This is a genomic window from Streptomyces physcomitrii (assembly GCF_012273655.1).
Classification (GTDB): domain Bacteria; phylum Actinomycetota; class Actinomycetes; order Streptomycetales; family Streptomycetaceae; genus Streptomyces; species Streptomyces physcomitrii.
Genome location: NZ_JAAWWP010000005.1, coordinates 100528 through 113729 on the forward strand (window position 1 = coordinate 100528; position 13202 = coordinate 113729).

Below are 13202 nucleotides of genomic sequence, written 5' to 3' on the forward strand. Positions count from 1 at the left end.
GCGCGCCCATGTACGCCCCAGTACACCTGGCGAGACCCGGCTTCCGAAACATGTCACCGCTACTGATCCAGTCGAGGACGAGGACACACGCAGCCCGAGAGTAGAAAATGGGTCGTCCGAGACCCAGCGGGGGGAAAGACACGCGTGCACGCGCAGGAGACCACGTTCAACGAACTCGTCCAAGGCGAAAAGCAGTATCAAGTGCCGCTCTACCAGCGCACCTACAGCTGGCAGCGGGATGAGCTGCGGCAACTCTGGGACGATGTGCAAGAGTTGGTCGAGGAGCACTTGGAAGGACGGCTCCCCGCCGCGCACTTCCTCGGCTCCGTCGTGCTGGCCCCGGGCCGGATCACCGCCGGCGGCATGCAGCGTTGGCTCGTTGTCGACGGCCAGCAGCGGCTCACCACCCTCATGCTGGCCTTTACGGCGTTGCGCGATCGCCACCGGGAACGCGGCGCGGAGCAGAAGGCCGAGCGCATCCATGACCTCGTACTCGTCAACAAATACCGAAACGGCGACGACCACTACCGGCTTCTGCCCACGCAAGCGGACCGCGACGCGTTCACCGCCTGTGTCGAGAGCTCACCCAGGGCAGGCGGCCCAGGCAACGTGGGCGCCGCCTACCGGTTCTTCCTGGGCGCCCTCTCAGAAGGCGAGGATAACGCCGGTGAGACGTGGACGGACGCGGTGGAGACCGTGCTGGGCGGTCTACTGTCGATCGTGGAGATCACCGCGTCGGAGGGCGACAACGTCTACCGGATCTTCGAGTCGATCAACAACACGGGGGTCGGACTCAGCCAGAGCGACCTCCTGCGCAACTACCTCTTCATGTGTCTGCCGAACCGGGGCGAGTCCGTCTACCAGAATCTGTGGCTGCCCATGCAGGAACGGCTGGGCCCCGCCAACCTCGAACTCCTCGTCTGGCTCGACCTGGTGGTGGCCGGCAACAGCCGGGCGAAGCAGAGCGAGATCTACCGGGACCAGAAGAAGCGCCTGGAGTCCCTGAGTTCCGACGAAGCGGCCCTGGAGGCCGAAATCGCCTCCCTGGCCCGCCGGGCGGAGCGTCTGATGCGGATCCTGGAACCCGAGCGGGAGCCCGACCCGGAGCTGCGCGAAGTCCTGGAGAGGCTCTCCCGGTGGGGCGGCCAGACCCACTACCCGCTGGCACTCCACCTGCTCGACCGCGTGGACGACGGGCAGGCCACACCCCACCAGGCCGCCCGGGCACTGGCGTACGCCGAGAGCTACATGGTGCGGCGCCTGTTCACCGGGCACTCCACTACGGGCAGCAACCGGGTGTTCATGGAGATGGCCAAGGAGATAGAAAAGGACGACGACCCGGCCGAGGCCGTAAGCCGCTTCCTGTCGAAGGGCAAGGCGGGTGCCCGTGTCTGGCCCGACGACGACGCCGTCCGCGAGGCGATCCGCACCCGGCCCTTCTACAAGGCGGGCCGCAGCAACCAGCGGTTCCAGGTACTGCGCAGGCTGGAGGAGAGCTACGGAGCCAGCGAACCGGTCGACTACGCCAAGGCGCACCTGACCGTCGAGCACGTGCTGCCGCAGAGCCCCTCACACCAGTGGCTGGACCTGCTGGCCGAGGAGACCGAGGACGGACAGGGCGCCGAGGAACTCCACGCCCTACTGGTCCACACGCTGGGCAACCTGACACTCTCGGCTGACAACGCGAAGCTCTCAAACCATCCGTTCCGCCGCAAGCAGGAAATCCTGGACTTCAGCTCCCTGCGGATGAACCAGGAGATCGCAGGGCGGGAGCGCTGGGGGAAGACGGAGATCCTCGACCGCGCCGCCGCCCTCGCCGACCGGGTGGTACGACTGTGGCCCGGTCCCGTCGCGGGCACGGTCCCGGTGGACGACGAGTGGTCAGGCTGGAAGGAGCTGCGGGCCGCGCTTCTCGCCATGCCGGCCGGGACGTGGACGACGTACGGTGACGTCGCGGCGCTCATCGGCACCCACGCCGTCCCGGTCGGCCAGCATCTGGCGTCCAAGGTGGGCCTGCACGGCGCCTACCGGGTGCTGACGGCGGACGGCCGCGTCTCGGCGGGCTTCAGGTGGCCGGATGGCCAGGACCTCGGTGATGTGCAAACCCGTCTGGAGGCCGAGGGAGTTTCCTTCGACGACGCGGGCCGGGCCCGCCGATCCCACCGGCTGACCACCTCCGACCTGGCAGCCCTGCTGGGCAAGGATGTCGCCGATGAGGCCGAGCCGTCACCGCGGGTCGACGGCGACGAGCAGCAGTCGGCGGCCAGTCGGTTCGAAACGCAGCTGCGTGACAACCAGATCGAGGAGACCGTCGACGGCGTCCTGGACGCCCTGCGTTTCTGGGAGCAGCAGGGCGGTCATCTCGCCTACGGCCGGGCAAGCGAGACCAGTTGCTTCCCCACAGTACGTTTCGGCAACGCGCCCGCTTCCCGAGAGCTGTGGCCCCTGGCTCTCTACCCGGTCTCCGGCACCGTCGAGGTCGTGTTCCAGTATCTGAAGAAGCGTCCCCCGTTCGATGACGAGCCGCTGCGGCGCGAGTTGATGAACCGCCTGAACGGGATCGATGGCATCGACCTGGCCGAGGCGAAACTGGACCTTCGCCCGTCCTTCTCGGTGGAGGTCTTCGCCGCGCACAGCGAGGAGATCTGCGCGGTGCTGGAGTGGTTCGCGCATACAGCGGCCCTGGCAGAGGCCCGCCGTATGATGGACGAGAACCCGGGCACTGCCTGACATCCTCCGTGCCCCCAGTGGAGTGGGGGGCACGGCATTCTGCTGGCCCCACGCACGTCACGCATGGGCCCAGTAGCCATGGCTTGCGGGACCTTTGAACGCTACGGACGCGGGTTGACGACCGGCGCTAGGAACGGGCTCTGCGCCCCGTGCCAGGACACCCGCAGTGCCTCGCGCGCCCGCGTGCACGCCACGAACAGCAGGTTCAACTCCCCGTTCAGGTCCTCCTGGTGCTGCTGGGCGTCGACCTCGACCGCGGTGACGGCCGACTTCATCGGCACGGTGCCGTCATTCACCCCGGCGACGGCGACACAGCGGAACTCCAGCCCCTTCATCCGGTGCATGGTGCCGATCCGGACACCGGCGCCATCGCGCCCGGCGCCGAGCACGCACGCGGCGAGGCCAGCCTGCTCCAGGGCCTGGGCGATGTCCCGCCCCAGCTGGACGTAGCGCACCGCCACACCGATGTCCTCCGCCTGCACCCCTGCGCCGGTCCAGTCCCGCACACGGGCCACCAGCGCCTCGATCTCCTCAGGCTTCGTGGCATACCCGGCCGTCTCCGGCCGCTCTCCGTGCATGGTGGAGCGGTATCCCGCCAGCGTATCGTTCCCGCCGTCCATGTCGTCCGGCTCCTCACCGGTCAGCAGTGAGGCCGACCAGGCCAGGATTTCCTGCGTGGTGCGGTAGTTGATCCGGAGTCGGTGCGAGCGGCCAACGACCTGGACGCCGAGCGAGCGCAGCGACACCCGGTTCCCGTAGATCCGCTGGTAAGTGTCACCAGCGAGGAACAGATCGTCCTGACCGGGAGCGACCAGGGCCCGCAGGAACCGCCACTGCGCGGGGTGCAGGTCTTGCGCCTCGTCGATCACGACATGGTGGTACGGCCTCTGTTCCCGGCCGTCCAGGAGACGTGCCGCCTCCGCACACACCTGAAGGAACGTCCACTCGCCGGCCTGGCGCAACTGCACCTCGAACGCGGTGACGGCTCGCCATACTTGAAGGCGTTTTAGCGGCGGGAGCGCGGTGCCGCGGCCGGTACGCGGCGCCTTCAGGTACTCCTCCGGTTCGGTCAGAGCCTGCGCGAGGACGATCTGACGCCACTCCTGGTCGAGGAAGACGTCCGTGAAGTCGATCCCCAACCGCTGCACAATGCGCGTCCAGCGGGCGGTGATCTCCTTCTGGTCGAAGACCAGTTTCAGTGGGGCGCCGCCGCGCTCCGCCCGTACGATCTCGTTGGCCAGGGCGTCGACGTTGACCACCCGGATCTTCGCTCGGACGTTCTCCTCCTCGACCAGCAGCGTCAGACAGCGCTCCAGCTCGGCCGCAAGATCCCTGGTGAAGGTGGTGAGCAGAACGCATCCGTCGGGGGCCTCCTCGGGAAGTTGCCGGGCCAGATGGTACGCCCGGTGCAGGGCGACCACCGTCTTGCCCGTGCCGGGCCCGCCGGTGACCCGGGCCGGCCCGGCGTAGCCCTCGTGGTACGCCACCCGGTACTGGCTCGGGTGCAGAAAGACCCGCCAGGCGTCGAACGGCCGCTCCAGGATTCCCTGCAGTTCGACGGGGCCCGACACGAGCGCGACCCGGCCGCGGGAACGGGCCATCGCGGTGCCCAGCTCGTCACCGTCGTCAGCCGCGGGGGTCCGCGCGGCGGTCCGGGCGTACGCCTGCACCAGTTCCCGGTCGATCGCCTCGGGCTTCATGCCGGTCGCGAGTCCCAGCAGTACGTCGTACTGATGCTCCGGCAGCACCTTGTGCAGTGCCTCCAGATGATCCTCGTCCGGGATCAGCCGGATGATCGGCAGGATCTCCTCGTCCACACCGAGGCTGCGCAGCACCTTGTCCGGGTAGTCGGAGGCGGGGAACAGGCGGGTCGGTTCCTCGGCGGCCAGCGCACGCAGCCCCGCCGTGGCCCGTTCCAGGGCCACGTCGTTGCGTATCTCAATGCCTTGCGTCGCCTCGTTCACCGACGCGCGGTGCTTGGCGGCCCAGTCGTTGGCCTTGTCATGGGGAAGCACCTTGAGCAGCAGGTAACTGTCGCCCGACTCGCCCTTGAGGACGACGCCGCGCCAGAAGCCGGTGATGCGGATGGTCCGCAGCCGCGGATCTTTCTGGTGAGTCAGCTTCTCCAGGTGCAGCCCAGTGTGCGTGGCTGCCGCGAACTTCTCGAACACCTCGAAGACCCGCTTCTGGACTGGTTTCTCCAACGCCGCGAACTCCAGCAGGAAGTCCCGGTGCATCCCCAGCGTCGCCATCCGCGCCCCCTCCAGAAGACTACGATCACCTTACTGACCGGCTCCGATTCGCGAGACCGGTCCGTACGTGCCAGGGCAGCCGGATCGCCTCGATCGCCGTCCGCCTGCGGCGCGGGTCAGTTGACTCGGCGGTTGCCGGGTGGAACCTCACTCCGATGCATCCCCACGACGACGGAGCCCGGCCCGTTGGCGGACAGGCTCTCGCGTATTAGGTCGATGACGTAGTCCCAGCCGGTGCCGCGCGTGCCGATCCATCCGTCCCTGAGCAGCGTGGTGAAGGTGGTGTTGTTCAGGTACCGGGGAACCGACTCCTCGACGATACGTGTCCCGCCGGACGGCCCGTCGGCCTCGGGGCGTTGAAGCAGTTCCTGGAAGTGCTCCCGCGTCAGATACATGCCAGGGATGAGGGCGGCGGAGTTCATCATGAAGGGCGTGGTGCGGCACAGTTTGACCATGCTGGGCGTGGGGACCAGGCGTGGATCCCCCAGCATCGTCGGCCCCTCCTGGCTGGTCCGAGCCCACTCGTCCTCGGCCTGGCACTCGTCGTCGACGGTCTCCATCCGCTTCAACTCCCGCTCGCCGGTGGCGTCGTGCCAGTACACCCAGCTGTGCCCGCTCTGACGCATCCGCTTGTACTGGACCATGGCCACGCTTCGGGCGTGCTCGTTCACGTAGATCATGTCGACGCCCATGACGGTCTCGGCGTTCGTGCGGTTGGCGTTGTACACGAACAGCCGATGGTGGGATCCGGAGCTGCGGCGGTAGATCCGCCAGCCGACCTGCACGGCGTCTTCACCCTCCATGCCAGGAAAGCGAAGGTAGTCGTGGACGATCTGCTGGTCCTCGATCTGCCGGAGGTCGGGCATCCCTTCGATGAAGGGGACGGATCGGGAGCGGGGATCGTCCCCGCCGAGCGGCTGCTGCCACGCTTCGAGTGGATCGCGGTCCGCGCCGAACGTCTCCATGACGGTGCCCATCGCGTCCTTCTCAAAGCTCCGCTGTTCTCCCTCCCGACCTGTAGGAGGATTGGCCCCCAGGCTGTTCTCCAAGCCATCCAGCGTCGCGTTCAGTTCCGGCCGCAGATGCCGGATGGCGGCGAGCAGGTTGTCGTCGGCCGCGGGAGACAAACGACCGTCGTCCTTGAGGAATCGGCGGCTGGCCCCCATCGCGCCCTCAAGGTCGACGAGCGGCAGCGGAACCAGGAGTGCGGTGAAGTCGCGGGCGAGCAGGGCACGTTCGTAGGTGCCCGACCGCCTGCCCGGGAAGACGCCGCCCACCCCGATGATCCTGCGCTGCTCATAGCGGGCGTGACGGTCCGTGAAGAAGGCGAGGCACCAGACGCGCGGCTTCCTCCATTCTCTGTACGGATATGCGAAGGTCCGCTCACCGCGGGTCAGCCATGCCGGAGGATTTTCGGGGAGCCGCTCCGTCATCAGCACGGTGCTGTGCACCAGAGCGACGGCGACCATTTGTGACCTCCTGCATCATGTGAAACCGGAGGCTCAATTGTTGGCCAGGTTCCGGCCGTCAGGGCTAAGTGGCCGTCAACCGGCCATGCAAATGGCGATGATTCGACGGTGACCGGACTTCATCAGGCGCCTGGCCACCGTGCGAGAACCCCTCGACGCTGCAACTCCCTTATGTGTTCCGCCATCCGTCCCGGCATGGGACCGCCGTTCAGCAGCACGCCTGCCTCGATGTTGCGCTCGGCGCCGGCCGCCGTGAGGTTGGCGCTGGAAAGAAAGAGGATCCGGTCGTCGGCCACCGCCAGCTTCGCGTGCAACCGGCTTCCGGGAGTGGGGCGTTGACCCGTCGGCCAGTGCCAGAGCCGCAGGCCCGGTACACGGGAGAAGGCATCGGCCGGCTCACGCCCGGAGAGTAGCCCGCCCGCGCCTTCCAGTGTCTCCACGACGATGTCCACTGTGACGCCCCGGGCCACGGCCTCGGACAGCGCTGCGGTCAGCGGTGCGTACGAGCGGGCCGAGTAGGTCACGGCGACGAGCCGGTGCTCTGCGGCGCCGACCACCTCCGTCAGCACCTGGGCGGTGGCGCGGCTGGGTGTCCCAGGCGTGGAAGGGCCGCTCCACACCGCACGGGCCTCGGTGTCCTCGCGCTGCCGGGTCCAGGCCGCCGCGTAACCCCGCAGATACGCCGCCGTCTCCGCCGCGGGAACGCTGTCCTCCGTCATCGACGCCAGCAACGCCGATACGGCTTCCAGCGCGGCCGGCGTCTGAAGCCTGCCGAGGATGTACGCCGGGGACCGGCCCTGGGAGAGGAGCGTGGCCAGCGCCTTAGTCCGTGTGGGCCCGAGCGAGGCGGCGGCCGTCGCTGCCGCCGCCTCGAAGCGCCTGCGGCTCACCCGGTCGATCCGCTCACCCGAAGTCCGGGATGAGGGCCAGTGATTTCGGGTCGCCTGCCAGGTGGGTGATGAACCGCCGGTCTAGGAAGCGGTTGCCGCGCTCGCACGTGGTCTCGGACACGAACAGGCAGGCGTGGCAGGCGGCACCGTGCAGGAAGTCCTCCGGCGCCTTGGGAAGGCGTTCGCCGCACAGCGGGTCCGAGGAGCACCGCCCCGCTTTGTACAGTGCCGTCCGTACGATCCTGGCCAGCCGGTTCTCACCGGTGCTCGGGTCCTGGTCGGCGAGGGAGACCAGCCCGCCGAGCGTGCCCTCCGAGTCCGGGACGGCCGTGTAGATGAGGATGCCGGTCCGCCGTTCCTCGGCGTCGCCGCTGTAGATCCGCTCGGCCAGACTCGCCGAGTTGTAGCCGCACTCCATCGCGATGGTACGGATGAGTAGGTGGGAGAGCGTGTGAAGGGCGATGTAGCGACTGCCCGGCCAGCCTTGCATCAGATCGGAGCCGTCCTGGATTCGTTCCGACCTGCGGTGCTCACGGAACCGGCCGAAAGCCGCGGCATGTGCGGCGAGGGCGTCGCTCGACGCGACCCGCTGCTCCCACTGCTCGATCAGGTGATCGTCCACCCTCAGAAACAGCCCCTCGCCACGCACCTCGCTGGCCGGCACCCAGTCGCGTTCGCGCCGCCCCAGGTCGACGCGGGTGACCAGGCCGGGGTCCTCGGGATCGGGGGCGTCCAACCGGGTGAAGCCGATGAGGGCCCGCACCTCGCGTAGCCGCTCCACCTGCCGCACCTGGGAGAAGACGGTGGACAGCGGCCCACTGAGCGAGGCGTCCACAAGCGCGAAGTCCTCGGTCGGGTCGGCGGTCTTCGCCGCGGACAGCACCTGCCACTCGGGGGTCAGCAGGTCCGGAGGGCCCGGCGGTTGCTCGGTCTCGCCCGCATCACCCGACAGGGCCGCGCGGTAGGCGGAGATGGCCTGCCAGACCTGTGCGGGCTCGTAGTCGCGAAGGTAGCGGTGGTGCTTCGACTTCTTGGCGAACATGGCGATCTCCGCCTCGTCCTCGAAGTCCTCCAGGTCCGGCCAGCGTTCCTCGACGAGCTTGCGCAGTGAGTCGGTCCCGGTGTCGGGCAGTGCCAGTGCACTGAGCGTCACGGGGAACCACTGGTTGGACGCGCCCACGACCAGCAGATACGGCGTCTCGTCGCAGGTGTCGTAGACGCCGTCCCACTGCGGATGCCGGCCACGGCAGCGGGGCAGGTTCTCGCGGCCCTTGTCGCCCATCGCGTCCCGGATGTTGCGTTTGGCCTTCTTACACACGAGGCATTCGAGGGAGACGTTGGCCGCGAGGTTGCCTCCGTTGTCGCGCATCCTCAGCGTCGGGTACGTCGTGTCGGGGCAGGCGCGGCCCTCGTGCACGAACTCCGTGTACGGGAACTCGTCGAGGTGGCCCTTGGTGCAGGCGAGCGCGAAGCGAGCGGCCACGGCGAGGGGCTTGCGGCCCTTCTTCTTCCGGTAGCAGTTCTCGTGGTAGAACCGCGCCTCGTCAGGGCGGCGGGCGTTGCTGTTCTCGAACCCCCACTTGCCCGAACCCAGGGAGGCCAGCTCATTGCACGCCGTACAGCGCAGCCACTGCGGGAAAGGGGTCACGGGCACGCCGATCCGTGCCGCGTTCCCCTTCGGGTCTGTGTCGGTGCCGGGGATCCACGGGGCGGCGCGCAACTCGCCCACCTGGTTCGGGCCGTAGCGCCGCAGGGCCCGGTTGACGGCCCCGCGGAGCCGAGGCTCCTCGATCACCGGGTCGGGCACACCGGCATAGCTCCAGTGGTCGAGGCCCTTGACCATGACGGAGAAGTTGGGCAGGTCGACTAGGGCGCCGACGCCGCCGGTGAACATGAGGTGGCTCGGCCGTACCGCCCCCACCCGCCTGAAGTATCCGCCGCCGCTCATGACCGCCGCCCCCTGGCCGTGCCGTTGTCGTCGCCGTTCCCGTCCGGGTCCGGCATCTCGCCGTGTTCGTCGCCGCTTTCGGTGTCCGGGCCGTCGGTGCCCTCGGCGGGCGGTCCGAACTCCCAGGCGTTGCCGGCAGGGGCCGACAGCACGGTGTCGGCGGACAACAGCATGTTGATCTCGTTCTCCGTCTCGCGCATCGACTGCGGGACGGTGAGCACGTCCCATCCGCTGCCGTCCGCGTTGCGCAGCAGTCCCAGCACCGTCTGCTTTTGCCGGGTCTGGCCCCGGTAGCCGAGCCGGCCCTGCTCACCCTTCTTGGCCGTCCAGGCGTCGCGCAGGGCGTCGATGCGCTCGGCGAGGTAGCCGCGCGCCCGGTCCCCGTCCACGGCCTCCGCGCGCGCCAGCAGCCGCCGCTCGACGTCCCGCACCCGCGGGTCTTCGAGGTCCACCCCCTCCGCGTCCACGTTGTCGGAGAACTCGTCGCACGCTTGCCGCACGGCGGAGACATACGTGGCGGTGGTGCCCCGGTCGAGCGCCCGCCGCGTGAACGGGGTCACCGACAGCGCCTCGACCTGCCGGTAGAACGTCGCGTGGTAGTGCTCGAAGTCTTCGAAGTGAGCGAGGTCTCGGGGCCGCGCCCAGTTGTAGAGCGTGATCACGATGCCGGGCCGCTTGGCCTGACGTCCGACACGGGAGGACGCCTGGATGTACTCGGCGGTGTTCTTCGGCTGCCCGGTGACGACCATCAGGCCGAAGCGGGAGACGTCCACGCCCACCTGGAGCATCGACGTGGCCAGCACGTGGTCGACCGGCCTGCGGTGCAGCGGGGCGGGCAGGACCCGGGGCTGACGGGCCCTCCCGGCGTCCCTGAGCTCGTCGACGATCGCCTTCTTGCGCTCCGATGTGTCGTGCTCCGGGTTGAACCCGATCTCCAGCCGCTTGAGGGTGGCGCTGATCTCTACCGACGAGATACGGGAGGTCAGCTCCTGGAGGTTGAGCATGTCGGTGTCGCGCAGCAGCCGGTTGGCGATGCCCCGGCGGCGTCCGTTGGCCCGCAGTCGGCTCGGCACGTCGTCGTCCAGGACGCGCCGCATACCGGCGAGTTCCTTGGTCGCGTTGAAGTATCCAACCACCGTCATGTACGGATCGGCGGGAGCACCGTAGAGGTCGAACATGTGCTGCCCGGCGAGCAACAGGATCTCCGCGACACGGATCTCGGCGGCCTTCATGCGCACCCCGTGCGCGCAGACGCCGTAGTAGCGCCGCCCAGGGTTGTCCCGGGTGACGTCGACCTGCTGGGAGAAGAAGGTGTCGCTGACGTCGACCACCTGCGGCGGGAAGATTGCCAGGTCTCGGGCGAACACGCCAAGCACCTGCGCACGGGCGTTGCGGGTGGTGGCCGTCGACGCGACGATCTTCGGCCCGGTGTCCCGGAGCTGCCCGTGGGAGTCCTTCGCCCGCCAGGTGCACAACTGGTCGACGGCCGACTCGAACAGCCCCACCGTGGTGCCCAGCGCCCCGGAGATCAGGTGCAGCTCGTCCTGGATGATGAGGTCCGGCGGTCGCAGCCGCCGCGGCATCGGTCGGCTGGTCACGGCCTTGTGCCGGTCCTTGGCGTTGTGCCGGGACCCGCAACCGATCTCCTCGTCGAGGTCGTCGTGGCGGTAGCCGTGCCGATCGCAGTAGGCACTCACGCGCCCGAACAACATTCCCGCATAGCCGCGCCACGGCAGCTGGGCGAGCTTGTCCACGGTCGCGATCAGCAGGCTCGGCACCAGCCGGTAGATCTCCTCGTCGACTGTGAGGATCGGCAGCCCCTCACCCCGCGCCTGCATCCGGGAGAACGGACAGGGCTCCGCGTCCTCCCCACGCGGGCAGTACACGATGACGCGCCGCCGTACGTCATCCGGTGCCACGTCACGCCACGCGCGCAGTTCCTCGCCGCACCATGGGCAGGACAGCACCTGGAGGACGTTCGCGTGCCGCCCCGAGGCGGACTCGTTGGCCTCGGCGATCTGCTGCGCCGCGTCCCCGTACCAGTTCGGCGAGACCCCGGCACCGACCCACAGCCCGATACGGAACGGCCTGCGGCCCCAGACCTCCTCGTCCTCCCTGCGGAGCACTTCCGTCGCGCACACGAGGGCGGAGGCCCGCTGGAACTGCTGCGCCGTCAGCAGCCGCAGGGTGTACCGCATCAGTACAGCGACGCCGTCCCGCCCCTCGCGGGCGTCCTCGCCCTCCCCGACGACCTTCTGCAGCCGTCGGATGGCGAACGTGTAGGCCGTGAGACCGAGATACGCCTCCGTCTTACCGCCGCCGGTCGGGAAGAACAGGAGGTCAACCGTGGCGGTGCTGTCTGCCCTGCGCTCCTTGTGCGCGGGATCGGCGAGGGAGCACAGGTTGAGCAGCACGAACGCCAGCTGGAAGGGGTACCAGCTCGCGGCCACGGGACCGCGCGCATCGATCTCGGCGTAGGCCGCCGCGTACGTGGGCGGCTTCTCACCGCCCTCGGCCCGCAGCGCGGCCGTCGCCGTGGCCCGCCGCTGCATGGCCATGGCCCGGTTGGCGAACCGGAACGCCCGCAGTGCGTCCCGGTCGGTGTGCAGCAGCTCGATGCCGAGGGCGATCCGGCCGCACGCGTCGCGGGCCTCGTCGACCGCCCGCAGCGCGGTGGTCCGCAGTTCGCCCGACAGCGACTCCGCCTTGGCGGCCTGCTGTTGCAACCAGCCGTCGTAGCCGTCGGCCAGCGGCTGCAGGGCCTTCAACAGCTCGTCGCGCCGCTCCCAGACGGCCAGTTCGGCGAGCTTGTCCATGCTCACTTCAAGACCGGCGAGCAGCGGCTGACGAGCTGTGTTCGGCGCGACCGTGGCCGGCACGTCCTTCACCGGCAGCCAGGTCGTCTCCAACCTGACCGCGCGCCGCCCCTTCGGCAGGACACTCGCGTGCACGGCGACGTTCCGCCCGTGAGCGTGCTTCAACTCCTGCCGGTACAGCAGCCGCAGATGCTGCTCTTCGGGGTTCTCCAGGATGTGGCCGGGCTCATCGGACAGCGGATCATCGATCGGCAGGAAGACGCTGGACTGCCCGTCGAAAGCCGTGACTTCCAGCTTCGTCTGGAACAGCCACTGCCCGTCCCGCAGTTCACGGGACTCCTCCAGAGAGTTGATCAGCGACACGTCGACGAAACGTAGGTTGTCCGCACCGTCGACCGTGCCTGGGCGCTCCCGCACGTGCACGTCGAGCCGGATGCAGGGAAGGTCCGGGTCGGTGTCGTCGACACCCTCCAGAACCTTGCGGACGGTGCCCGGTGAGTCGACGGGAATGTCCACCTCGTACCGGACGGGCTCCCGCGACCACGCTCGCACCGGTTTGCCGTCGTCAGTCTTACTGTCGCTCTGCCGGTACCGGCCCCAAGAGGCGACGACACTGAGCATGCCCACATCGGCCGGCACCAGGAAGCTCAGCCCCATGGACGACGCCCACAGCCGTCCGGCGGCCTGCGGGGTGAGCCGCTCTGCGAGCTCCGGGTCCCGCCCGTCCCCCTCAGCGCTGATCTCGGTCTCCGCCTGACCCGCCGCGACCTTCACGGGAGCGTCGGTCGGCGCGGGCCGGGGTCCGAGAAGCCCAACGAGGTAGCGGTCACGGGGCCCCGCGCTGTGCGGCGCCAGCGCCTCGGTCTCGTCGCCCCACGGCCCCAGCAGATCCCGGGAGATCAGCTTGCCGAGTTCCTCCCGGACGTCGTATGACGTCCCGGACTGGAAGGTCTGCGGGACCTCGTCCACGGGGTGGGGAACGCCCGGCTCCGGAACGGGGGCGTTCTGTGGTGACGACGGCATGCGCGTATCCCTCCCTGGGTGCGGACTGGCACCCGCGAACAACGATAGGGGGGCTCACTGACATTGGTGGGGTC

The 13202-nt window shown here is 68.9% G+C and carries 6 protein-coding genes; 1 reads left to right on the forward strand and 5 read right to left on the reverse strand.

What is annotated here, in order from left to right:
* Positions 1-144 precede the first annotated feature (144 nt).
* The gene (locus HFV08_RS10285; protein ID WP_168538090.1) at positions 145-2730 is read left to right on the forward strand and encodes a GmrSD restriction endonuclease domain-containing protein; all 2586 of its coding nucleotides are present in this window, start codon (positions 145-147) and stop codon (positions 2728-2730) included.
* A 101-nt stretch (positions 2731-2831) separates the two neighbouring features.
* Here HFV08_RS10285 and HFV08_RS10290 read toward each other — a convergent pair whose 3' ends face one another.
* The 5 genes from HFV08_RS10290 to drmA all read right to left on the reverse strand — a co-directional run bounded on the left by HFV08_RS10290 (position 2832) and on the right by drmA (position 13128).
* Positions 2832-4982, reverse strand: coding sequence for a UvrD-helicase domain-containing protein (locus HFV08_RS10290; RefSeq protein WP_168538092.1), 2151 nt, complete (start codon positions 4980-4982; stop codon positions 2832-2834).
* 116 nt (positions 4983-5098) lie between these two features.
* Positions 5099-6451, reverse strand: coding sequence for a hypothetical protein (locus HFV08_RS10295; RefSeq protein WP_168538094.1), 1353 nt, complete (start codon positions 6449-6451; stop codon positions 5099-5101).
* A gap of 122 nt (positions 6452-6573) precedes the next feature.
* The gene (gene drmC / locus HFV08_RS10300; protein WP_168538096.1) at positions 6574-7341 is read right to left on the reverse strand and encodes a DISARM system phospholipase D-like protein DrmC; all 768 of its coding nucleotides are present in this window, start codon (positions 7339-7341) and stop codon (positions 6574-6576) included.
* 13 nt (positions 7342-7354) lie between these two features.
* On the reverse strand, positions 7355-9289 hold the full coding sequence (drmB, locus tag HFV08_RS10305) for an MrfA Zn-binding domain-containing protein (RefSeq protein WP_168538098.1): 1935 nt from the start codon (positions 9287-9289) through the stop codon (positions 7355-7357).
* Positions 9286-13128 carry a DISARM system helicase DrmA gene (gene drmA, locus HFV08_RS10310; protein ID WP_168538100.1) on the reverse strand — a complete coding sequence of 1281 codons (3843 nt, stop codon included), beginning with the start codon at positions 13126-13128 and terminating at the stop codon, positions 9286-9288. Before drmA ends, drmB begins: the two co-directional genes overlap by 4 nt.
* Positions 13129-13202 lie beyond the last annotated feature (74 nt).

Coding starts and splice junctions, on each gene's coding strand:
- HFV08_RS10290 (WP_168538092.1), bottom strand. CDS start 4,982: ATGGCGACGCTGGGGATGCACCGGGACTTCCTGCTGGAGTTCGCGGCG.
- drmB (WP_168538098.1), bottom strand. CDS start 9,289: ATGAGCGGCGGCGGATACTTCAGGCGGGTGGGGGCGGTACGGCCGAGC.
- HFV08_RS10295 (WP_168538094.1), bottom strand. CDS start 6,451: ATGGTCGCCGTCGCTCTGGTGCACAGCACCGTGCTGATGACGGAGCGG.
- drmA (WP_168538100.1), bottom strand. CDS start 13,128: ATGCCGTCGTCACCACAGAACGCCCCCGTTCCGGAGCCGGGCGTTCCC.